Genomic DNA, 21218 nt, shown 5'->3' with positions numbered 1-21218 from the left:
CCAGAAGCGTGACTATAAAAGATAGGAGTTGGTTTAAAATGTCGGCAGAGAACAAGCTGAAGGGCCCTGCTTCGTACTTTCCTTCCATTGAGAAGACATATGGCAAGCCAATAAGTCACTGGCTAACGATGTTGGATGAAATGAAGGAAAAGAAGCACATGGAGATGGTGGCCACGCTGAAATCAGAGCACAAGATGGGTCATGGTCACGCCAATGCCCTCGTTGCGCATCATCGGGCCCTGAATGCAACCTAAACTATCTATGAGCCACTTCCGCGTCATATCCGCCACAAGGGAGAGATCATCGGCATCATATGCCGGTGCTACCTGGCATCCACCCAGCGCTGCTCCTGATAGGAACGCGCCATCGCATGCACGGTGCGTTCTATTTCGAGCCCGTTGGCGAATTCGATAAGGTGGGCGGGCTGGCCGTTGATGCGCTTGATCAACTCGCGGCACTCGATGATCTTGAGGTCGTTGAAGCCGAGGCCATGGCCCGGGGCCGGGATAAACTGGCCGTAGGGCTCATGGTGCGGCGCCGTAAGAATGGTGCGGTAGCCCTGCTCGGTGGGCCGATCTGCGGTGACGTAGAGCTGGAACTCGTTGGCGCGTTCCTGATCGAACAGGATCGAACCCTTGGAGCCGAAAATCTGCAGAGCGATGCGGCCCTTGCGGCCCCAGGCGGAGCGATTGGCCTGCAAGGTGCCGGCAACGCCGTTCTCCATGTGCATGAGGACGCTGGCGCTATCGTACGTTTCGACCGCGCGGTCCGTGCCATTGGCCGTCTTGCGGGTGGCGTAGGGCTTCGACATATCGCAGATGACGCGGGAAACCCGGCCAAACAATGTGAACAGCAGCGACAGGGGATGGACAGCAAAATCGTCCAGCGCACCATAGCCGGACGTGGCCTCGTGCTTCCAGTTGAAGAGGGCATCGGGATCGGCCATGAAGTCCTCATCCATCTCGATACGCAGATGGTTGACGTCGCCGATAATCTTTTCGGCTAGCAGCTTGCGAATGTGGCGAATGGCAGGCCCCTGGATATAGTTGTAGCCGAGGGCTGCAACCTTGCCCGACTGTTTCGCCGCGGCGAGCATGGCTTCCGCGTCGCTGAATGTTGGCGCCATGGGCTTCTCGCACCAGACATGCTTGCCGGCTTTCAGCGCCGCAATCGCCATTTCCGGGTGAAACTGGTTGGGGGTGGTGATGGAGACCACATCGACTTGCGGATCGTCGATGACGGCACGCCAATCGCCCGAGGCTTTCTGGAAACCGAACTCGTTGGCGCGGCGCACGGCCAACTCCGTGTTGGTTTCGCCGAGATGCACGAGCTGCACTGCCGGCACATCACCGAAGACGGCGCGAACCGAATTCCACGCCAATGCATGGCATTTTCCCATGAAGCCCGTTCCGATCAGTCCTACACCTAACATTGCTCTCTCTCCTGACGATTCAGCTTGGGCCATCGCTTGCAGTTCTCGATTGAAATAATCTATAACAAGAGAAAATGGAATAACTGATCCGTCTTGATATAAATATTTTGCTCGGACCAGGAGCAGCAACGAGGGAACTCTGCGGGTGGAAAGCATGGACAATGAAGTGTCGTTGCCACGGGATTTCGATGCGCTGCGCACGATGATCCTCGATCGTCGCGAGATGCTGCCGAAGCGTCTGGCGCAGATCGCGGCCTATGCGTTAAGCAATCCCGACGAGATCGCCTTCGGCACGGCGGCAAGCATTGCCCAGACAGCAGGCGTTCAACCTTCGACGTTGATCCGCTTTGCCCAGCATCTCGGTTTCGACGGTTTCACCAGCCTGCAATCGGTATTCCGGGAACGGCTGCGCGAGCGGCAGGTTTCCTATGAGGAGCGGCTGTCAGCGCTGCGCGGCGATACGCACGGCCTTTCCAAAAATCGCGTCATTCTCAACGGATTTTTGACTGCGGCCAGCCATTCAATCGAGACGATTTCGCATAATGTCGAAGAGGACGTGTTGGCTAGCGCGGTAGATATCCTGGCGGGAGCCGAGACGATCTATCTGCTGGCGCGGCGCCGTTCCTATCCGATCACCGCCTATATGGCCTACGCCTTCGGCAAGCTGAAAATCCGCAACCAGTTGATCGAATCGACAGCTGGTATCGATCCGGAAATCCTCTCCTTTGCCAAGCCGACCGACGCCGCCATCGCCATCAGCTTTTCGCCCTATGCCTCGGCGACAATCGAGCATGCGGCTGCACTGGCCGCACGTAATGTGCCCGTCGTCGCCATCACGGACAGTGCGTTTTCGCCGCTCGCCCAGTCTGCCAAGGTGTGGTTTGAAGCGGCGGAAGGGGATTTCTCCGGGTTCCGGTCGCTATCGGGAACAATGGCGCTCGCCATGGCGCTGACGGTCAGCGTGGCGGAGAAGCGGCGGAGTTTCTAGGCGCTTTCATCCAATCCCAGAAAGCGCGTCATCGCCTTGTTGATATTGGCTATCGTCTCGCTGTCCAAATGTCCGAACACCCGTCCAACCTTTGTTCGCGGCACTGTCATGCCGCGATCGATCATTACCTGTGAACGCTCACGTAGACCATTTTCAATCGTGGGGCTAACTGTGATGCGTGCCAGGTGTTCATCGTGGACGTCGCTCGTCAACTGGAGCACCGTTACTGACGGAAGCAGGTCAAATGCATCCGACTGCACAATGAGTGCCGGACGAGGTTTGCCATAATCACCATTGACAACGATCGTTACCAAATCGCCTCGCTTCATTTGGCGCTATCATCATCGATAGCGGTCTCGTCAAACAGAGCTTCCAGTTCCTGCAGTGACGCGTACTCATCCGTCGCTGGATTGCGAGATCTTCTTGCAATTGCAAGAGATTGCCGCCGCGCTTCAAGTTCAAATGCCTTGCGCTGTTGGCGGTCCACATAGCTGCGCATGAAGTCCCGCAGAACTTGAGCGGCAGGCTTGTCCTCAGCCTCGGTTGCATGGGTAAAAGCCGCCTTCAGGTCAGGGTCTATCCGGAAGTTGAATGTATCTGCCTTGGGATGCTGAGTGGTGCGTGGCATGGAATACTCCTGTATATACTTTATGTAATTATAATGCACGTACGTTTAACATTCAATGTGAAAGCGTGCTCCAAAAGATAAAAAGAACAGACATTCCATATTGACGATTCGATAGAATTATTATTTCATATAGGAAAATTCCTGGCCTTTGTGTGCCGGAGTTTATCAGTCTATCGGGAGGATATCATGGACAGAGCTGATACGGGCCACGCGCTCGATGTCATTACCATCGGCCGCTCGTCCGTCGATCTCTACGGCCAGCAAATCGGCTCCCGGCTCGAGGATATTACGTCCTTCGCCAAGTCGGTCGGCGGATGCCCTGCCAATATAGCGATCGGTACGGCGCGCCTCGGTCTGCGCTCAGCGCTGTTGTCCCGCGTGGGCGACGAGCAGATCGGCCGGTATATACGCGAGCAGATGGTACGCGAAGGCGTCGCGACGGACGGAATCATCACAGATGCGGAGCGGCTGTCGGCCCTTGTTATCCTCTCGGTCGAGAACGACAAGAGTTTTCCGCTGATATTCTACCGTGAGAACTGCGCCGATATGGCGCTTGACGAGGGAGATGTCGATCCTGAATTCATCCGTTCGGCCCGCGCCGTCGTAGTCACCGGCACGCATTTTTCCAAGCCAAAGCCCGACGCGGCGCAACGCAAGGCCATTCGTCTGATGAAAGAAGCGGGCGGGAAGGTCGTGTTCGATATCGACTATCGCCCCAATTTGTGGGGTCTCGCAGGGCACGGCGAGGGAGATAGCCGCTACATCGCCTCCGATGCGGTGTCGAGCCATCTGAAGACCGTCCTTGCCGATTGCGACCTGATCGTGGGCACCGAAGAGGAAGTACTGATTGCGTCGGGTGAAGAGGATCTTCTCAGCGCATTGAAAACCATTCGGGCCCTATCGAGTGGGACAATCGTATTGAAGCGCGGGCCGATGGGCTGCATCGTCTACGAAGGCGCGATTTCCGACGATCTCGAGGATGGCATTGTCGGCAAGGGCTTTCCAATCGAGGTGTTCAACGTCCTCGGCGCGGGAGATGCCTTCATGTCGGGCTTCCTACGCGGTTGGCTCGGCGGCGAATCGCTGGCGACCGCCGCGACATGGGCCAATGCGTGCGGTGCCTTTGCGGTGTCGCGCCTGCTGTGCGCACCCGAGATTCCGACCTTCGAGGAACTGCAATATTTCCTCAAGCATGGCAGCAAATTTCACGCCCTGCGCAAGGACGAGGCAATCAACCATGTGCATTGGGCAACGACGCGGAGGCGCGAGATACCCTCGATGATGACGTTCGCCATCGATCATCGTGTGCAGCTGGAGGACCTTGCGCAGAAGGTCGGTGCCGACGCCGCCAAAATCCGTGCATTCAAGGAGCTGGCGGTGAAGGCAGCGGCAAAGGTTGCGGATGGTCGTGGTGGTTACGGCATGCTGCTTGACGAGAAGTTTGGGCGTGAAGCCATGTTTGAGTTCGCTCGCCACAATTTCAATTGGCTTGGACGGCCGGTGGAACTGCCCGGGTCGCGTCCGCTGCGCTTCGAGTTTTCGCAGGATATCGGCTCGCAACTGGTGGAATGGCCGGTGGACCATTGCATAAAGTGCCTGTGCTTCTACCACCCGGATGATCCGGCCGATTTGAAGCTGGAACAGCAGCAGAAGTTACGCACGCTGTTCGAAGCCGCGCGCAAGGTCGGACGCGAACTGCTGATCGAAATCATCGCCGGCAAACACGGCAAACTCGACGACAACACCATTCCGCGAGCGCTGGAAGAACTTTATACGCTGGGTATCAAACCGGACTGGTGGAAGCTCGAGCCGCAAGCCTCGGCGACGGCCTGGAAGAACATCGAGGCAGTGATCGAAAAGCACGATCCCTGGTGCCGCGGCGTCGTGCTGCTCGGGCTGGAGGCGCCGCATGACGAGCTGGAGGCATCCTTTGTCGCAACCGCAGGGACTCCCATTGTCAAGGGCTTTGCCGTCGGCCGGACATTGTTCATGGGTGCGGCGGAAGGCTGGCTTTCGGGCAAACTTTCCGATGACGCCGCGATCGATGACATGGCCGATCGTTTCGAAAAATTGACCAAGGCCTGGCTTGCCAGCCGCAACAAACAAGCGGCATAGCATATAGCCCGGGAGGAGACTGACATGACGAAGACAATACGCCTGACCATGGCACAGGCCCTGACGCGGTTTCTGAGCCAGCAGATGACAGTGATCGACGGGAAGAAAGTTCCGGTCTTCGCAGGCGTCTGGGCCATCTTCGGTCATGGCAATGTCGCTGGTCTCGGCGAGGCGCTTTATCAGGTCCGCGAAGAACTGCCGACCTATCGCGCCCACAACGAACAGGCGATGGCCCATGCCGCCATCGCGTTTGCCAAGGCGACTTTCCGCCGCCGCATGATGGCGGTGACGAGTTCCGTCGGGCCCGGCGCAACGAACATGGTGACGGCTGCGGCGCTGGCACATGTCAACCGGCTGCCTCTGCTGCTCCTGCCCGGCGATGTCTTCGCCAACCGTGTTCCGGATCCTGTGCTGCAGCAGGTGGAATCCTTTGGCGACGGTACCGTCTCGGCCAACGACTGCTTCCGCCCGGTTTCGCGCTATTTCGACCGGATCACGCGGCCCGAACAGATCATTCCTGCGCTGCAACGAACGATGACCGTGCTCACCGACCCTGCCGAATGCGGGCCGGTCACGCTCGCCCTGTGCCAGGATGTGCAGGCCGAAGCCTATGACTATCCGGAAAGCTTCTTCGAGGAGCGGCTTTGGGCACCGAGACGTCCGCGGCCCGATGTCGGCGAGCTTGCCGCCGCAATCGGCGCGCTGCGTTCGGCCAAAAAGCCGCTGGTGATCGCCGGCGGCGGTGTCATCTATTCCGAAGCCTCCCGCGAACTCGCCGATTTCGTCGAGGCGGCCGGCATTCCGGTCTGCGAGACCCAGGGCGGCAAATCTTCGCTGCCCGACAGGCACCCGCTCAACATGGCGGCGATCGGCGTTACCGGTACGTCCGCTGCCAACCGGCTGGCGCAGGAGGCCGATGTCATCCTCGCGGTCGGAACGCGGCTCCAGGACTTCACCACCGGCTCCTGGGCATTGTTCCAGAATACCGAGAAGACCTTTATCGGGCTCAACATCCAGCCGTTCGATGCGGCCAAGCACCGGGCGTTGCCGCTGGTGGGTGACGCACGAGAGGGCCTGATCGAACTTACCGCCGGGCTCAAGAACTATCGCGCTCCGAAAGGCTGGACCGAGAAAGCCGAAAATGGCAAGGCGGAATGGCAGAGAGCTGCGGCAAAGGTCACAGGCCCGACAAATGCAGCGCTGCCTTCTGACGCGCAGGTCATCGGTGCCGTTCAACGAACCATGGGCAGCGAAGCAACGGTGTTGCACGCGGCTGGAGGCTTGCCGGGCGAGATGCACAAGCTCTGGCAGGCGGGCGCGCCGGGATCGTATCATGCCGAATATGGTTTCTCCTGCATGGGTTATGAGATCGCCGGAGGGCTCGGTGCCAAGATGGCCAAGCCTAACGATGAGGTCGTGGTCATGATTGGAGACGGCTCTTACCTGATGCTGAATTCGGAGATCGCCACATCGGTGATGCTCGGCCAGAAGATCAATATCGTACTGCTCGACAATCGCGGCTATGGCTGCATCAACCGGCTGCAGATGGGCACAGGCGGGGCGAACTTCAACAATCTCCTGAAGGACGCCAGGCACGAGGTCTTGCTGGAGATAGACTTCGCTGCACACGCTCGTAGTCTCGGTGCAATATCCGAGAAGGTCAGCTCCATTGCCGACATGGAGAGCGCTTTGGAGCGAGCCAAACGGAATGACCGAACGACGGTCATCGTCATCGATACCGACCCCCTGATATCCACCGAGGAGGGTGGATTCTGGTGGGATGTCGCTGTGCCTGAGGTCAGCCAGCGCAGCGAGGTCAATACCAAGCGCAAGGCCTATGAGGAAGCGATCAAGCTGAGGTCGGCCGGGAACTGAATGTCGTGACAAATTGATCCCTCTGGCCAGAGGGGGTGACAGGTTATAGAGCCGAGTGATGACTGCCTGGTTCTCGACTGGCAAAAACAAAACCTCAATTCGGAATGGAGAATGACGTGAAGGCAAAACTGGGCATGTCCCCGATCGCATGGTGGAACGATGATCTCGCGGAGCTCAGTGACGACGTCTCGCTGGAGGAGTGCCTTCGCCAATCGCGTTTTGCGGGCTTTACCGGCATGGAAATGGGTCGCCGATTTCCCAACGATCCGGATGTGATGCTGCCGATCCTGCGGGAGGCGGATGTTACGCTGTGCGGCGGCTGGTTCTCAGGCACGCTGGTTGACGAGGATCTGGCGAAGAACAAGGAACGCATCCAGCCGATGATCGACCTTTTCAAGGCCGTGAATGCGCCCTGCATCGTCTATGGCGAGGTCGGCCGCTCGATCCAGGGCGATCGGTCCAAGCCCCTGGCTACCAAACCGAAACTCGGCGACGAGGAGATGAAGGCCTATGCTCGCAAGGTCACCGAGTTCGGTGAATGGTGCGCACAGCAGGGCATGCCGCTCTCCTACCATCACCACATGGCGGCAGTCGTCGAAACCGAACCGGAGCTCGACGCCTTCATGAAACATTCCGGCGAGGGTATTCCGCTCCTGCTGGATGCCGGCCATCTGGCCTTCGCCGGCGGCGACGTACTGCGCGCAATCGACAATCATCACCGGCGGATCAACCACGTGCATGTCAAGGATGTTCGCATGACGGTGATCGACGGTCTGGACCGCTCGAGGCAGTCCTTCCTCGACGCGGTTGCCCTCGGCGCCTTCACCGTACCGGGTGACGGCTCGCTGGATTTCGGTGCAATCGTCCAAAAGTTTGCCGATTACGGCTATGAAGGCTGGTTCGTGGTCGAGGCCGAACAGGATCCGAAGAAAAATCCACCGCTCAAGATGGCGCAAGTCGGGTATAAGGAGCTGATGCGGGTCATGACTGCCGCCGGTTATACGGTCGAGACTCAGGGTTTCCCCAAGGGTTGAAAAGTGGGTTCAACATGAACAAAGACAGTAATCACCCCTGGTTTCGCCCGCTGTGGCGGCGCGTCGCCGTTGTAGCGTTCTGTATTGCGTGGTCGATCTTCGAGTTCGCAACCGGGACACCATTCTGGGGCATCATCGTTTTGGCTTTCGCCGCCTACGGGATCTGGCAATTCTTCATCATCTTCGATGCATCCGAACCCGTTCAGCCGGCGGAAACTGTCAAGTCGGAAGACGCTGGCACCGATAAGGAGTAAACCATGTCGAAACTGCTTTTGAAGGCCATGCAAGGCCCGGGCCATGTGGCTCATGTGACGCCTGAAACAGCGGGCTGGAGCTATGTCGGTTTCGATTTGCACAAGCTGGATGCCGGCCAGTCGGTTTGCGGAAAAACGGAAGACAAGGAAGTCTGCCTGGTCTTCGTGACGGGCAAAGGCAAAGTCACAGCCAATGGCGAGGACCTCGGGCTGCTCGGGACCCGCATGTCGCCCTTCGAAGGCAAGCCCTCGTCGGTGTATCTGCCGCAAGGGTCCGATTGGTGGGTATCTGCGGAGACCGACGTCGAGCTCGCCGTTTGTTCGGCGCCGGGTCTTGGCGGCGGCTTGCCGGTGCGGATAATTTCGCCGGAGGGTCTTTCCCAGGAAACGCGCGGCAAGGGGACCAATACCCGCTACGTCACCAATATTCTGCCGGAGAACGAGCCGGCGGATTCGCTCTTGGTCGTCGAGGTGATCACGCCGGGGGGACATACGTCGAGCTACCCGCCGCACAAGCACGACCAGGACAACCTTCCCGCAGAGTCCTACCTGGAAGAGACCTACTATCATCGCTTCAACCCCCGCCAGGGCTTTGGCTTTCAGCGGGTCTATACGGATGACCGCTCGCTGGACGAGGCCATGGCAATCGAGGACGGCGACGTGGTGATGGTGCCCAAGGGTTATCACCCCTGCGCCGCCTGCCACGGCTACGATCTCTACTATCTCAACGTCATGGCCGGGCCAAAGCGCACGTGGAAATTCCACAATGCTGTGGAGCACGAATGGCTCATGAAATGAGACCTTTGCCAATCCACCCTGATGGCCATCTGATGCGATTTTCTCCGCTTCCGGTGCTCATGGACCCAAATGTCCACTGCGCTTCGGTTCTCGAAAATCACTCCAGCTGACTCATCAGGCTGAATTCTCAAAAGGTCTCAATCCCCCTCCCGCAAGGGGAGGGCAAAGAGCTACCACCGCAGTACGAAACGCCCGGCAATGGCGCCGATCAGGCCGGGGATCAGAATGCCGAGCGTGTACCAGACCGCAATAAACGGCATGGCGCTTTCATCGCAGTGGAACGAATAAACCAGCGAAGCAATGGCGCCGGCGGCAAGACCTGCCGCAGCACCCGCCACCGTCAGACGCGTCGGCGCCAGACCGCGCAGCACCCAGAACGCACCGACCAGCAAGGGCAGCGACAGAAGGACGATGTTGCGGGTACAAACGGCAATCGTATGCCCCGTCATCATCGCCATATGTTGATCGGGCGGTGTCATCGCCAGTTTCGCCATGGCAAGAACGATCATCACCACAATCGTTGCGGCCATCACGGCGAGACTCACCCGGATGCTACCGAGCGGATAAGCGATGCGCTTGACCGCCCATGTACCAGCGACAGCGAGGATCAGCGTATAGGCGAACTTGGTCCAGAACATCATCGTTCCCGTGGCCGTCATCATGTCGGGCCGCATGCCGAGCCAGAAGTACATCATGGCGGACGAGACAACGAGGCTGATGCCGAGGCCGATCACGACCCGCCAAAAAACGGCCAGGCGCGATACCGGTTTCAACTCGCCGGTCAGGCGGGCGATCAGGTCATCGGTCGTCATCTGCCCGTCCTTTCAACTTCGCGGCAATCGCCTTGATTCCTCTGTGTATCCCTACCTTGACCGAAGCCTCCGACAAGCCTGTGCTCTGCGCCACTTCGGCGATAGACTGGCCTTCGATCTTCGTCCTGTAGATCAGGTCCCGCGATTTCTCAGGTACCGATTGCAACAGCCGCTCCACATCCATGCGATCCGCCGCTGCGTCGGACTGGTCAACAGCGAACAGATCCTCCGCATCGTCGAGCGGAACCGTTACGCGAATACGGTTTCGCCTGAAATGATCGATCAGCTTGTAGCGTGCGATCGCATGCAGCCACGCTGTAAAAGGCCGGTCGGTCTCGTATGTCGCGCGCCGTGTATGCAGCGACATCAGGGTTTCCTGCACCAGGTCGTCGGCATCGCCTTTGTGCGCATCCGACAACCGGCGCAGGAAATAAAAGCGCAGATGCCTGGCAAGGTCATTCAGGAGAATGCCATAGCTCCGCGCATCGCCATCGAGGCTCGCGAGCATCAGTTCTTTCAACCGCGTTTCGACCGGATTCACTCCGTTTCAATCCTTATTCGCGCGATGCGGGATAAAGGTTACAGATGAGATGGAACATGGCGGCACGTCAATGCTTGAAACTGGATTCCACCAAAGATTGATCACCAAACCGTGATCGCTGTAACCTATTTCTGGTTCCCTTCGTATTCCCTGATGTGACCGGCACATGACCGCTCATTTGCAGTTTTCAGGAGTTGAAGATGGGAATTCAGCCAAAGCGCTCTCACATGGTGTCCATCGCATTGACCGCCGCAACTGTCATGCTTGGCGCGGGCGGTGGAGCCTATGCCGACACCTCGCGGCCGCTCACCGTGGTTGAACTCTTCACCAGCCAAGGCTGTTCTTCCTGCCCGCCGGCAAACGCCAATCTGATCGAGCTCAGCAAGCGCCCGGGCATCCTTGCCCTGAGTTTTGGCGTGACCTATTGGGACCGACTCGGGTGGAAGGATATTTTTGCCAAGCCAGAATATACGGACCGCCAGGAGGTCTATGAGACGCCGCTTGGCCGCGATGGACCTTTCACGCCGCAAATGGTGGTTAACGGGCGCGCCGATGTTGTCGGCAACAGGATTTCCGAAGTGGACCAGCTTATCAAGGCGCAAGGAACACTCAGTGCGCCGCGGCTGGATTTGAAAGACCGTTCCCTGACGATCGGCGAGGGCAAAGCACCCGGCGGCAATGCCGACATCTGGCTCGTCACCTACAATGACCACACCGTAAACGTGCCGGTCAGAAGCGGCGAGAATAGCGGCCACACGCTCCCCCATAAAAACGTCGTTCACAGCTTGACCAAGGTTGGAAGCTGGAGCGGCAAGCCGCAGACGGTGACTTTCCCCGCTACCAAGCCGGGGCTGCGGACAGCCGTTCTCGTACAGACACCGAATGGCGGACCGATACTCGCCGCCGCCACCGAATAATTCAAAGAATTCCTGGTGTTCCCAGGATCACGCGGATGTCAAAGGGCATCTGAAACTCGAAGACACTTGCATTCGTGTCTCATTCAAACCAAGGGAGAACATCCATGAACATTCTCACACGCAGCCTCGCGCTTTCGGCTTTCGCTTTGACAACAGCATTTGCTGGAGCCAGCATTGCCCAGGCCGAAGACGCCATGAAGCCCATGAACAAGGCTGACTGTATGAAACATGCCGGCATGGAAAAAGACGCCATGAAGAAGGATTCCATGATGAAGGAATGCGACACAATGGCGATGAAAAAGGATACAATGAAGAAAAGCACCATGACGAAAAAGGATGCGATGAAGCCTGATGCCATGGGCACGATGGCTCCGAAGAAGAAGACGACAAACTAATATTTGATTGGGTTGTGCGTGGTTCGCCGTTTTACAAGCGGCAAGCTCGTCAAAGGGTAAACCACGTACAACCAATTTCCAGTACCATGGAGGCTCGAATGGCAAGCGTCACATCAGGTGTCACAGACACCGCCAAGCCGAAGAAGGTTTTGTTCTACCGTCATTCCGTGGCGGTGCGCATCACCCACTGGCTGAACGTCTTGTGCCTGAGCTTCCTTCTGATGAGCGGCCTGCAAATCTTCAACGCCCATCCAAATCTTTACTGGGGCCAATACGGCGCCGATGCGCTTCCCGACCCTTCGTTCATTTCCATCGGTGCTGTCGAGGATGGCAATACGATCAAGGGCGTGACACGCATCGGTTCGCTTTCGGTGAATACGACCGGTGTGCTCGGCGCCTCGACCGAGGACGGCGAGCTCAGCCCGCGTGCTTTCCCTGCCTGGATCACCATCCCGAGCTATCAGGATCTTGCGACGGGCCGTCGCTGGCACTTCTTCTTCGCCTGGTTCTTCGTCATCAATGGTCTGGTCTATCTGCTCTATGGCCTGATCGGCCGGCACTTCCGCCGCGATATCGTACCAACCAAGGATCAATTGACGCCGGGCCATCTGGCGCAGGAGATTGCGGATCATGCGCGGCTCAAGTTTCCCAAGGGCGAGAAAGCGCGTCATTACAATTCTCTACAGAAGCTGACCTATATGGCCGTTATCTTCATCATCCTGCCGTTGATGGTGCTGACCGGGCTAACCATGTCGCCGGGCTTCAATGCGATCTTCCCCTGGCTGCTCGATGTCTTCGGCGGCCGGCAGTCGGCACGTACCATTCATTTCATCACCGCGTCGCTGATCGTCATCTTCGTTATTGTCCACATCGTCATGGTGCTGGTTTCCGGCGTCTGGAACAATCTGCGATCGATGATCACCGGCTACTACGCGCTGAAATTCGAACCAAAGAACGAGGTGTCGAAATGAGCTTCGATCTTACCCGCCGCCGTTTCCTGATCGGCTCGAGTGTCGCGGCGACAGGACTGCTCACAGGCTGTGATGCAATGGTGCAGAGCACGACCGTCAACGACATCCTGCAAAAAGCCGAGTCCCTGTCGATGGGCGCACAACGGTTGCTGATGTCACAGCAGACGCTGGCACGCGAATTTTCCGAGGCTGACCTGTCCCCGGTCTTCAAGGCCAATGGCACCTCGCAGCCGGACAGCGAAGATTACGCGCGCATGACGGAAAACAATTTCGCCGACTGGAAACTCGTCGTGAACGGCATGGTAAAGACGCCGCTGAACCTGTCGCTGGCCGACCTCAAGGCGATGCCGTCGCGCACTCAGATCACCCGGCACGACTGCGTCGAAGGCTGGAGCGCCATTGGCAAGTGGACCGGCGTGCCGCTCGGCCTCGTGCTGGAAAAGGCCGGCCTTGCACCGGGCGCCCGCTATGCGGTGTTCCATTGCGCCGATGACCTCGAACCATCACTCGACGGCAGCGGCCGGTACTATGAAAGCATTGATCTCGTCGATGCCTGGCATCCGCAAACGATCCTTGCCTACAGCATGAATGGCAAGGACCTTGAAGTCGCCCACGGCGCGCCACTACGGCTGCGCGTTGAACGTCAGCTCGGCTACAAGCACGCCAAATACGTCATGGGTATTGAGCTCGTGGACAGTTTCAAGAACCTCGCAGGAGGCAAGGGCGGGTTCTGGGAGGATCGGGGTTACGAGTGGTACGCCGGAATCTGAGACCGTTCGATTTATTCATCCCGATGGCCATCTGATGCGGTTTTCTGCGCTTCCGATGCTCACGGACCAATAAGTCCGCTGCGCTTCGGTTCTCGACAACCACACCAGCTGACTCATCAGGCCGAATTCTCGAACGGTCTCGCGCCGCACCCGGTCATTCTCGTTCTTTCGATATTTTAGCGTCAATCCTTCAAATCCGCTGAAGCCCTCACCATATGCGTGGACGAAGTGTCACAGGACACGCATAGAGGAGATCATCTGCATGCCGCTTTACCTTTCTCGCCTTGGCAGGATAGCCGCGATACTCGTCATAGGATTGGCGGTATCGTTCAGCGCTGTTTATGAGGCCGATGCCCGGCGTGCCGGCGGTTTTGGTGGTGGTGGTTTCGGCAGCCGCGGCTCGCGTACCTTCCAGGCGCCTGCGCCGACGCGTACGGCGCCAGCACCTGCTGCGCCAATCGAGCGTTCGATGACGCCGAGGCCGCAAAATCAGCCGGGTGCCACGGCGCCGACGGCGGCGCAGCAACGTCCGGGACTGTTCGGCGGCATGGGCCGTTCGCTGCTGGGTGGCCTGCTTCTCGGCGGCCTGCTCGGCGCGTTCCTTGGATACGGTTTCGGTGGCGCTGCAGGCATGCTCGGCATGCTGTTGCAGATCGCATTGGTGATCGGAGCAGTCATGCTGGCCATGCGCTTCTTCCGTTCGCGCCAGTCTTCGCCGGCAGCTGCCGGTACGGCGCAGGGCTTTGGACGTAACGCCTATGATGAAGAACCATCGAACGTCTCGCCGATGCGCGTGCCGACGATCGGCTCTGCCTCGAACCAGAATACGGCCGGTCAGGCTCCTGCGGGTAACAACAACAAGGGTTACGCGACGGCCGGCCTTGCTGGGGCGTCGGATGAAATCGGCCTCAAGCAGGATGATCTCGAAACGTTCGAGAAGCTTCTGACCGAGGTGCAGACGGCCTATGGCAAGGAAGATTACGCGACGCTGCGCAATCTTACCACGCCGGAAGCCATGTCCTACCTCGCGGAGGAGCTCGGCCAGAATGCGACGGACGGGTTGCGCAACAGCGTCTCCGATGTGAAGCTCCTGCAGGCCGATATCGCCGAAGCCTGGGCCGAAGGCGACGCGCAATACGCGACTACGGCCATGCGGTATGAGAGCGTCGATTCCATGGTGGACAGGCAGACCGGACGCGTCGTCAAGGGCGACGAAGAGCAGCCCTCGCAGACGACCGAAGTCTGGACGTTCGTGCGCAAGCCCGATTCGGACTGGAAGCTGGCTGCCATTCAGGACGCGGCATAAATCTTTGTCTCCGCCCGGCAGCCGATGCCGATTATCTCTCCCCTTGTGGGAGAGAAAGGATTTTCTTGGGTTTAGCCCCTTCGCTAAACCCCTTAGAAAATCCCAGAGAGGGGATTTGGAATACACGGCAAACGATCCCCTCCCTTGTGATTTCTAGCACTTAGCAAGAGCTAAGATGCTGAAATCACTTTCTCCCCCACAAGGGGGGAGATAAGCGTTGCACCTTTATCTAGATCAGCTTTTCGAGCGTGATCGGTAGGTCGCGGACACGAATGCCGGTGGCATGGTAGACCGCGTTGGCGATGGCTGGCGCGACACCGACGATGGCGAGTTCGCCCACGGCCTTGCCGCCGAGGATCGAAGCATTCGTATCGGGAATGCCGACTGAAATCACCTTCAAATCAGGGATGTCCGCATTGGTCGGGACAAGGTAGTCGCCGAGGTTATTGTTCATCACGTGGCCGTTGCGCTGATCGACAAGGCCTTCCTCGAGGAGGGCCTGGCCGATGCCCATGATGATCCCGCCCTTCCACTGACTTTCGGCCAACTTGGGATTGTAGAGCCGGCCCGAATCCAGAGCCGACACCATGCGCGAAACGCGGACCGTGCCGAAATCGACATCGACCCGCACCTCGACGAAATGTACGCACCAGCTGTGCATCGAGTAGTCGCCCTCGGTCGGTGAAAGCATGGTCGAGATCGTCGTGAAGTTGCGGAAATGGTCATCCTTGTTGCGCAGGTTTTCCGGCAGCGTGTTGCGCAGCGCCTCGATACGATCTCGCCCTGTGCGTCGCATCACCTCGGCGATGGCAACGCTTGAACCCGCATCGCGTGGCGATGACATCTGCCCGCCCTCGATGGTCAGCGTATTGGCCTGCAGGTCGCGGAACGGCGAATTCTGATCGTTGATGGCAAGACCGATAAGTTCGTCGCGGGCGGCGAGAGCTGCTACGTGCACGGCGCCGGTCATCAGATTGGCAAGCTGCGAACCACCGGCAACCGGGGCGCGCGGCAGTGAAGAGTCGCCGAGCTTGACCACGACTGTCTCGACCGGCACGCCGATCGCCTCAGCCGCCGTTTGCGCGAGGATCGTATAGGTGCCCTGGCCCATATCGATGCCGCTGCTGGCGACCTCGATGGTGCCATTGCTCAAGATCCGGACCATTGCTTCACCCGGGGTGCGGCGAACCGGATATGTGCCCGCGGCAACGCCGTAGCCGATCAGCTGCTTGCCTTCGCGCATGGAGCGGACGCTTGGGCTGCGCTTCGCCCAGCCGAAAGCTTCAGCGCCCGCAGCATAGGCTTCGCGCAAGCGGCGCGTCGACCACGGCTTTTTGGCGTGCGGGTCTTCTTCGGCATAATTGAGCAGGCGGATATCGAGCGGATCGATACCGACCTCGTAGGCCAGTTCGTCAATGGCGCATTCGATGCCGAAGGCGCTGGGGTTTTCACCGGGAGCGCGCAGGGCGCCCGGCTTGACCGTGTTCACCGGCACGATGTTCTGGCGCGACGAAAAATTCGGAACCGCATACATGATCGAGGTGACCGAGCCCAAGGGTTCGATCGCGACGTCGTCCATCGACGTCTCATTGGCACTGCGATGCACGATCGACAGCAGTTTGCCTTCGCGGGTAGCACCGAGTGCGATGGTCTGTCGTGTCGCAGGACGGCCGCCGAAAGCGGTGAAGGTCTGCGGCCGGGTGATGGCAAGCTTGACGGGCCGGTCGAGCATTTTTGCAGCAATGGCCGCAACCGCGCCGTAGCGCGTTGGCAACGCCTTGGAACCGAAGCCGCCGCCGATATAGGGCGACAGCATGCGCACGTTCTCGAACGGAATGCTGAACCATTCCGCATAGGTGCGGGACATGCCGTCGATCCATTGGCTCGGCTCCCACAGGGTGAGCATATCGCCTTCCCAATGAGCAATCAGGCCGTGCGGCTCGATGGGCACGTTGTATTCGCGCGGTGTCTTGTACTCCTGCTCGATGCGGACTGGAGCAATAGCGAGCGCAGCATCAGCATCGCCCCATTCCTTGGTCATCATGTCGATCGGGAAGGCCTCGCCGGAGCGCGGATCATCGAAACTCGAAATCGGCGCGCTCTCTTCGTAGGTAACCTTGACGAGCGCTGCGGCAGCGGTCGCCTGCTCGAAGGTCTCGGCGATGACAGCAGCGATGTGCTGGCCGGCGAAAGTGATCTCGCGTGCCAGCGGCTCGTAGGGAACCTCTGGCGGCGGTGCGCCAGTCCAGTCGGTCGCGGTCTTGATCGGCAAGGCGTTGTCCGGTGTCAGGACGAGCAGAACGCCGGGATAGGCCTCGGCAGCGCTCGTATCGATAGCGACCACGCGGCCGGAAGCGATCGTGCTGTCGATGATGACAGCGTAGACCATGCCTTCCGGAGAGTGTTCCATAGCATAATCAGCGGCGCCGGTGATCTTCGCCGGGCCGTCGATGCGGGCAAGACGCCCGCCGAGCAAGCCGTCGGAGGCGTCGCCATGTTTTATTTTGGTGTCGACAATGGTCATGCCAAAGCTCCCGATTTCAGGATGGCGCGTTCAACGACGCGGGGGGCGAGCTCGATCTTGTAGTGATTGCCGCCATGGGCGATGGCGCCCTCGACGGCGAGACGGCTGGCGCTCTTGATGGTGTCCGGCTCCAGGACCTTGCCGCGAAGAGCATCTTCGACGGTGCGGGCGCGCCAGGGTTTCGTCGCAACACCGCCGAGACCGATGCGGATATCGCGGATGGTCTCGTGATCCGCCTCGAACTCGATGCCGACAGCAGCACTGGCGGCGGCGAACTCATAGGACTGGCGGTCGCGCACCTTCAGATAGGTAGAATGCCGCGCGGCAGCAGAGGCGGGGATGGTGATCGCAGTGATCATCTCGCCCGGGTGCATCGCGTGTTCCTTGTGCGGTGTGGTGCCAGGCAAGAGGAAGAAATCGTCGATGGGAACCTTGCGTTCGCCCAGATGCACGACAGCATCGAAGGCGACGAGGGCAGCGGCGAGATCACCCGGATAGGTTGCGATGCAGGCGTCGCTGGTGCCGAGAACCGCATGGCCGCGATTGACGCCTTCCATAGCGGAGCAGCCGCTACCCGGAACGCGTTTGTTGCAGGCGGGAAAGCTTGCCGGGTCACGGAAATAGGCGCAGCGCGTGCGCTGCAGAAGATTGCCGCCAATCGTTGCCATGTTGCGGATCTGCGCCGAAGCCGCCTGCCAAAGCGCTTCCGACACCGCGGGAAATTCGGCAAGGATCGCCGGATCGGCAGCGACGCGGCTCATTTTTGCGAGCGCGCCGATGAAAGCACCCTTGGCATCGACACGGATTGCATCGAGACCCTTGAGGTGGGTGATATCGACAACCCGTTCAGGTGCGTTGACACCGCATTTGGCCAGATCGAGCAAAGTGGTGCCGCCGGCGAGCAGCATGGTTGCGGGCATGGACGCAGCGCTGAGCGCTTCGTCGACCGAGCTGGCGCGCAGATAGGAGAAATCTCTCATGACATCACCTTAGCAGCTTCGCGGACGGCCTCGACGATGTGCGGATAGGCACCGCAACGGCAGAGATTGCCCGACATATATTCGCGGATTTCATCATCGGAGCCTGCATGGCCTTCGCGGATGCAGGAAACGGCGGACATGATCTGACCCGGCGTGCAGTAACCGCACTGGAAGGCATCGTGTTCGAGGAAGGCCGACTGGACGGGATGGAGTTCGGCTCCGGGATCGGAGAGGCCTTCGATGGTGGTGACCGCGCGGCCTTCGACCTGAACTGCCAGCGTCAGGCAGGAAAGCACGCGCTCACCGTCGACATGAACAGTGCAGGCACCGCATTGGCCCTGGTCGCAGCCTTTCTTGGTGCCGGTCAGTTCCAGGTGATCACGCAGTGCATCCAGAAGGGTCACGCGCGGTTCAACGACGAGGGTATGTGCCTGGCCATTGATTTCGAGATTGATGGTGGTTTGATTGGTCATGGGAGTCCTGCTCCAGTATGCTTGGGAAGAGTCCAACGGGGCCGCCAGCGTTCAGTTGCGTTCAAGGCGCAAAAAACATGACATGCAGGCCCCAAATAGGGTATTAGTCCGGAGGTGACAAGATAATCGGAGGTGCCTCCGTTTCTTGAACATAGCGGCTTGGCCAAGCGGGTTCAAGCCCCAATCGCCTCTGGAGCCGAAATATTGCATCATAAGGAGCTGCCCGAATTGAAGGAAGCAAAGCGACCGGCACCCGCGAAGCGGTTGCGGGCGGATGCCAGCCGGAATCGGGAAAAGCTCATTGGGATTGCTGCGATTGAATTTGCCGAACGCGGCGGCAGCGCCTCCCTTGAAGAGATAGCGCGCAAGGCTGGCGTTGGGATTGGCACGCTTTACCGGCATTTTCCAACGCGCGAACATCTGGTCGAAGTGGTGTACCGCCGGGAGGTCGAGGTGCTTTGCGCTGCCGCGGATGAACTCGCACAGCACAATGCTCCGGATGTGGCGCTTGCCGAATGGATGCAGCGCTTCGTCGACTACATCGCAGCAAAGCGCGGCATGGCCAACAGCCTGCGCATCCTTTTCGATGCGAATTCTGAGGTGTTTGCCAATACCGCCGGTATGATTGCATCGGCTTTGCAGCGCCTTGTCGATGCTGCCGTTGCAGACGGTTCCGTTCGCAGCGATATCGATATATCGGATATTTCTCAGGCATTGTCGGGGATTTATTCAGCGCCGGATACGCCCGATTGGCGCGATCGATCCCGCCGCCTTGTCGCGCTGCTGATGGATGGGCTTCGCTGGGGATCGGCAAGATCCCGACGATGAATTTGCGTGGTTTGCCGTTCGACAGGCTCAGGCGCTCACCATGAGGGTAGTAGCGCCTTCCATTTACAACAAAGAGAAGAGAGAACCATCGTGCCGACAACGCCATCCGCCTTCGACAAGAAATACGCCGCGTTCCTTTTTGATATGGATGGTACGCTGATTAATTCCACGGCCGCGGCAGAACGTGTCTGGGCAAGATGGGCGGAAGAACAGGGGCTCGACGTCAAGACATTCCTGCCGACGATGCATGGCGCCCGGGCTGTCGATACGGTGCGCCGGCTGGGTCTGCCCGGCGTCGATCCAGAGCAGGAAGCCAACAAGATCACCGATGCCGAAATCCAGGATGTGGAGGGCATCGTTCCGCTGCCGGGGGCTGCGGAATTCTTGAAAGCACTCCCGCGGGAAAAATGGACGATCGTCACCTCATCGCCGCTCGAACTGGCAAAACGCCGGCTGGCCGCAGCGGGGATTCCCGTGCCGGACAATCTCGTCACGGCCGAAGACGTCAAGGTTGGCAAGCCAAATCCGGACTGCTACCTGCTGGCGGCGCGCAAGCTTGGGGTTGACGCGAAAGATTGCCTCGTCTTTGAGGATGCCGTACCGGGCATTCTGGCAGGCGATGCCGCCGGAGCCGATGTGATGGTGATCACGGCTACGCATAAGCACCCTATCGAGACTGCGCATACGACCATTCACGACTACCAGGACCTGCGCACACAGGTCGACCCGGAGGGCCGACTGTTCTTGATGAGAACAGTCGACGCGTAAGCTCTAGCCCGATCAGTTGACCGTTCCCGAGCCCCCGTGGAATTCGGCATCGGGACCCTTATTTGCGGGGTTGACGAAAACAGCAGTTTTATAAAACTGCGAAAGGCCATGACCTGCCGCTCAATCCTTGAAGGGTCGTTCAGTGCCTTGGACATGATGATGCTGCCATCGACGACGCAGGAGAGCATGTCCGCTACATCGTCGAAATCAATCGGGTCGCGCGGAGGGTGCTCGAGTGCGATATTGTCGAGAATGGCGCGGAACCTGGCGTTCCATGCTTCAACCGATCGCGCCGTCAGGTTCAGGACTTCACGGTCGAACTGGCGCTCCTGATAGCAAATGCAAGCGATCAGACAGCCGGGGTGACCGTTCGGCAGATCGGACATGACCTCGGCGAGAAGCTTCAGGCTGATCAGGAATGCCTGGAGAGGATCATCTGACAGTTGATGCCCGCGCTCGATGACATCGTCGAACACCCGGTCATTGGCGCAGACGTAGCGCTTCAGCATAATGTGCGCGAGTTCGTTCTTGTCCTTGAAGTGATAGAAGAACCCGCTTTTCGTAATGCCCGCTTCAGCGATAATCTCCTCTATCCAGGTCGCCGCGAAGCCCTTGGCCAGCACCGACATCTCGGCGATTTCCAGAATACGTTCGCGGGTTTCGTCTCCCTTGCGCATGATGTTGTCCCCCCGGTATACTGTACCGCCGGTACGGTTTCGGCTGTTGGAGTGTAGCACGGGGGAGGGTTCTGTCGCCACGATATCGCCTATCCGACTGAATCTACTTGTGTTTTCTCATATGTGAGACAA

Annotated in this window: 22 protein-coding genes and 1 pseudogene; 14 read left to right on the top strand and 9 right to left on the bottom strand. The window is 59.0% G+C overall.

The window, feature by feature from the left end; genetic code table 11:
• Window positions 1-38: 38 nt before the first annotated feature.
• Complete coding sequence (locus PHA01_RS20240; RefSeq protein ID WP_271898159.1) at window positions 39-254, top strand: DUF4287 domain-containing protein; 216 nt, start codon at window positions 39-41, stop codon at window positions 252-254.
• A 68-nt stretch (window positions 255-322) separates the two neighbouring features.
• On the opposite strand, the gene PHA01_RS20235 is transcribed toward PHA01_RS20240, so the two are convergent.
• Entirely contained in the window at window positions 323-1432 is a 1110-nt protein-coding gene (locus PHA01_RS20235) for a Gfo/Idh/MocA family protein (protein ID WP_271898158.1), read from the bottom strand.
• 154 nt (window positions 1433-1586) lie between these two features.
• On the opposite strand from PHA01_RS20235, the gene PHA01_RS20230 reads away from it, so the two are divergent.
• Entirely contained in the window at window positions 1587-2420 is an 834-nt protein-coding gene (locus PHA01_RS20230) for a MurR/RpiR family transcriptional regulator (RefSeq protein ID WP_114430296.1), read from the top strand.
• Here PHA01_RS20230 and PHA01_RS20225 read toward each other — a convergent pair.
• Together PHA01_RS20225 and PHA01_RS20220 are read right to left on the bottom strand one after the other, a co-directional pair.
• Window positions 2417-2749, bottom strand: a complete 333-nt coding sequence (locus PHA01_RS20225; RefSeq protein WP_271898157.1) for a type II toxin-antitoxin system PemK/MazF family toxin — start codon at window positions 2747-2749, stop codon at window positions 2417-2419. The genes PHA01_RS20230 and PHA01_RS20225 overlap by 4 nt on opposite strands.
• A complete protein-coding gene (locus tag PHA01_RS20220) occupies window positions 2746-3048 on the bottom strand; it encodes a hypothetical protein (RefSeq protein WP_271898156.1) in 303 nt (100 codons plus the stop codon). Before PHA01_RS20220 ends, PHA01_RS20225 begins: the two co-directional genes overlap by 4 nt.
• A 186-nt stretch (window positions 3049-3234) precedes the next feature.
• On the opposite strand from PHA01_RS20220, the gene PHA01_RS20215 reads away from it, so the two are divergent.
• From PHA01_RS20215 to iolB, 5 genes are all read left to right on the top strand, one after another.
• Complete coding sequence (locus PHA01_RS20215; protein WP_271898155.1) at window positions 3235-5163, top strand: bifunctional 5-dehydro-2-deoxygluconokinase/5-dehydro-2-deoxyphosphogluconate aldolase; 1929 nt, start codon at window positions 3235-3237, stop codon at window positions 5161-5163.
• Between the two features lie 24 nt (window positions 5164-5187).
• The gene (gene iolD, locus PHA01_RS20210) at window positions 5188-7038 is read left to right on the top strand and encodes a 3D-(3,5/4)-trihydroxycyclohexane-1,2-dione acylhydrolase (decyclizing) (RefSeq protein WP_271898154.1); all 1851 of its coding nucleotides are present in this window, start codon (window positions 5188-5190) and stop codon (window positions 7036-7038) included.
• 116 nt (window positions 7039-7154) lie between these two features.
• Window positions 7155-8072: a myo-inosose-2 dehydratase gene (gene iolE / locus PHA01_RS20205; protein ID WP_271898153.1), complete on the top strand. Its 918-nt coding sequence runs from the start codon at window positions 7155-7157 to the stop codon at window positions 8070-8072.
• 14 nt (window positions 8073-8086) lie between these two features.
• On the top strand, window positions 8087-8326 hold the full coding sequence (locus PHA01_RS20200) for a DUF3329 domain-containing protein (RefSeq protein ID WP_271898152.1): 240 nt from the start codon (window positions 8087-8089) through the stop codon (window positions 8324-8326).
• A 3-nt stretch (window positions 8327-8329) separates the two neighbouring features.
• Complete coding sequence (gene iolB / locus PHA01_RS20195; RefSeq protein WP_271898151.1) at window positions 8330-9124, top strand: 5-deoxy-glucuronate isomerase; 795 nt, start codon at window positions 8330-8332, stop codon at window positions 9122-9124.
• Between the two features lie 170 nt (window positions 9125-9294).
• Here iolB and PHA01_RS20190 read toward each other — a convergent pair whose 3' ends face one another.
• Window positions 9295-9936, bottom strand: coding sequence for a DUF1109 domain-containing protein (locus PHA01_RS20190; RefSeq protein ID WP_271898150.1), 642 nt, complete (start codon window positions 9934-9936; stop codon window positions 9295-9297).
• On the bottom strand, window positions 9923-10477 hold the full coding sequence (locus PHA01_RS20185; RefSeq protein ID WP_114430304.1) for a sigma-70 family RNA polymerase sigma factor: 555 nt from the start codon (window positions 10475-10477) through the stop codon (window positions 9923-9925). The genes PHA01_RS20190 and PHA01_RS20185 overlap by 14 nt, the downstream gene beginning before the upstream one ends.
• Window positions 10478-10677: 200 nt before the next feature.
• Between PHA01_RS20185 and PHA01_RS20180 the strand changes: the two genes are divergently transcribed.
• From PHA01_RS20180 to PHA01_RS20160, 5 genes are all read left to right on the top strand, one after another.
• Entirely contained in the window at window positions 10678-11394 is a 717-nt protein-coding gene (locus PHA01_RS20180; protein WP_271898149.1) for a DUF1223 domain-containing protein, read from the top strand.
• 104 nt (window positions 11395-11498) lie between these two features.
• Window positions 11499-11789, top strand: coding sequence for a pentapeptide MXKDX repeat protein (locus PHA01_RS20175; protein WP_271898148.1), 291 nt, complete (start codon window positions 11499-11501; stop codon window positions 11787-11789).
• Window positions 11790-11887: 98 nt separating this feature from the next.
• Entirely contained in the window at window positions 11888-12760 is an 873-nt protein-coding gene (locus tag PHA01_RS20170) for a cytochrome b/b6 domain-containing protein (protein ID WP_271898147.1), read from the top strand.
• Complete coding sequence (locus PHA01_RS20165) at window positions 12757-13530, top strand: molybdopterin-binding protein (RefSeq protein WP_271898146.1); 774 nt, start codon at window positions 12757-12759, stop codon at window positions 13528-13530. The genes PHA01_RS20170 and PHA01_RS20165 overlap by 4 nt, the downstream gene beginning before the upstream one ends.
• 262 nt (window positions 13531-13792) lie before the next feature.
• Entirely contained in the window at window positions 13793-14836 is a 1044-nt protein-coding gene (locus PHA01_RS20160; RefSeq protein WP_271898145.1) for a Tim44 domain-containing protein, read from the top strand.
• Window positions 14837-15065: 229 nt separating this feature from the next.
• On the opposite strand, the gene PHA01_RS20155 is transcribed toward PHA01_RS20160, so the two are convergent.
• From PHA01_RS20155 to PHA01_RS20145, 3 genes are read right to left on the bottom strand one after another with little or no spacing between them, the layout of a single operon-like run.
• Window positions 15066-17360 (bottom strand): xanthine dehydrogenase family protein molybdopterin-binding subunit, encoded by a 2295-nt coding sequence (locus tag PHA01_RS20155; RefSeq protein WP_271898144.1) that lies wholly within the window; start codon window positions 17358-17360, stop codon window positions 15066-15068.
• Window positions 17357-18340, bottom strand: a complete 984-nt coding sequence (locus PHA01_RS20150) for an FAD binding domain-containing protein (RefSeq protein ID WP_271898143.1) — start codon at window positions 18338-18340, stop codon at window positions 17357-17359. The genes PHA01_RS20155 and PHA01_RS20150 overlap by 4 nt, the downstream gene beginning before the upstream one ends.
• Window positions 18337-18813: a (2Fe-2S)-binding protein gene (locus PHA01_RS20145; protein ID WP_271898142.1), complete on the bottom strand. Its 477-nt coding sequence runs from the start codon at window positions 18811-18813 to the stop codon at window positions 18337-18339. The genes PHA01_RS20150 and PHA01_RS20145 overlap by 4 nt, the downstream gene beginning before the upstream one ends.
• A gap of 204 nt (window positions 18814-19017) precedes the next feature.
• Here PHA01_RS20145 and PHA01_RS20140 point away from each other — a divergent pair, with 204 nt between their 5' ends.
• Window positions 19018-19641 carry a TetR/AcrR family transcriptional regulator gene (locus PHA01_RS20140; RefSeq protein ID WP_271898141.1) on the top strand — a complete coding sequence of 208 codons (624 nt, stop codon included), beginning with the start codon at window positions 19018-19020 and terminating at the stop codon, window positions 19639-19641.
• Between the two features lie 87 nt (window positions 19642-19728).
• Window positions 19729-20409, top strand: coding sequence for an HAD family hydrolase (locus PHA01_RS20135; protein ID WP_271898298.1), 681 nt, complete (start codon window positions 19729-19731; stop codon window positions 20407-20409).
• Between the two features lie 77 nt (window positions 20410-20486).
• Here PHA01_RS20135 and PHA01_RS20130 read toward each other — a convergent pair.
• Window positions 20487-21086 (bottom strand): annotated as a pseudogene (locus tag PHA01_RS20130) (TetR/AcrR family transcriptional regulator); the annotation flags it as partial.
• Window positions 21087-21218: the final 132 nt, after the last annotated feature.

The sequence above is a fragment of the Candidatus Phyllobacterium onerii genome, from assembly GCF_028331445.1.
In the GTDB taxonomy this organism is placed as follows: domain Bacteria; phylum Pseudomonadota; class Alphaproteobacteria; order Rhizobiales; family Rhizobiaceae; genus Phyllobacterium; species Phyllobacterium onerii.
This window is presented reverse-complemented; position numbering and strand designations above follow the sequence as displayed.

What these genes read in the sequence shown, in the direction of transcription:
- PHA01_RS20225 (WP_271898157.1), bottom strand. Translation starts at nt 2,749, where the DNA reads ATGAAGCGAGGCGATTTGGTAACGATCGTTGTCAATGGTGATTATGGC.
- PHA01_RS20175 (WP_271898148.1), top strand. Translation starts at nt 11,499, where the DNA reads ATGAACATTCTCACACGCAGCCTCGCGCTTTCGGCTTTCGCTTTGACA.
- PHA01_RS20200 (WP_271898152.1), top strand. Translation starts at nt 8,087, where the DNA reads ATGAACAAAGACAGTAATCACCCCTGGTTTCGCCCGCTGTGGCGGCGC.
- iolD (WP_271898154.1), top strand. Translation starts at nt 5,188, where the DNA reads ATGACGAAGACAATACGCCTGACCATGGCACAGGCCCTGACGCGGTTT.
- PHA01_RS20230 (WP_114430296.1), top strand. Translation starts at nt 1,587, where the DNA reads ATGGACAATGAAGTGTCGTTGCCACGGGATTTCGATGCGCTGCGCACG.
- iolB (WP_271898151.1), top strand. Translation starts at nt 8,330, where the DNA reads ATGTCGAAACTGCTTTTGAAGGCCATGCAAGGCCCGGGCCATGTGGCT.
- PHA01_RS20155 (WP_271898144.1), bottom strand. Translation starts at nt 17,360, where the DNA reads ATGACCATTGTCGACACCAAAATAAAACATGGCGACGCCTCCGACGGC.
- PHA01_RS20190 (WP_271898150.1), bottom strand. Translation starts at nt 9,936, where the DNA reads ATGACGACCGATGACCTGATCGCCCGCCTGACCGGCGAGTTGAAACCG.
- PHA01_RS20220 (WP_271898156.1), bottom strand. Translation starts at nt 3,048, where the DNA reads ATGCCACGCACCACTCAGCATCCCAAGGCAGATACATTCAACTTCCGG.
- PHA01_RS20180 (WP_271898149.1), top strand. Translation starts at nt 10,678, where the DNA reads ATGGGAATTCAGCCAAAGCGCTCTCACATGGTGTCCATCGCATTGACC.
- PHA01_RS20215 (WP_271898155.1), top strand. Translation starts at nt 3,235, where the DNA reads ATGGACAGAGCTGATACGGGCCACGCGCTCGATGTCATTACCATCGGC.
- PHA01_RS20160 (WP_271898145.1), top strand. Translation starts at nt 13,793, where the DNA reads ATGCCGCTTTACCTTTCTCGCCTTGGCAGGATAGCCGCGATACTCGTC.
- PHA01_RS20240 (WP_271898159.1), top strand. Translation starts at nt 39, where the DNA reads ATGTCGGCAGAGAACAAGCTGAAGGGCCCTGCTTCGTACTTTCCTTCC.
- PHA01_RS20145 (WP_271898142.1), bottom strand. Translation starts at nt 18,813, where the DNA reads ATGACCAATCAAACCACCATCAATCTCGAAATCAATGGCCAGGCACAT.
- PHA01_RS20235 (WP_271898158.1), bottom strand. Translation starts at nt 1,432, where the DNA reads ATGTTAGGTGTAGGACTGATCGGAACGGGCTTCATGGGAAAATGCCAT.
- PHA01_RS20170 (WP_271898147.1), top strand. Translation starts at nt 11,888, where the DNA reads ATGGCAAGCGTCACATCAGGTGTCACAGACACCGCCAAGCCGAAGAAG.
- PHA01_RS20150 (WP_271898143.1), bottom strand. Translation starts at nt 18,340, where the DNA reads ATGAGAGATTTCTCCTATCTGCGCGCCAGCTCGGTCGACGAAGCGCTC.
- PHA01_RS20165 (WP_271898146.1), top strand. Translation starts at nt 12,757, where the DNA reads ATGAGCTTCGATCTTACCCGCCGCCGTTTCCTGATCGGCTCGAGTGTC.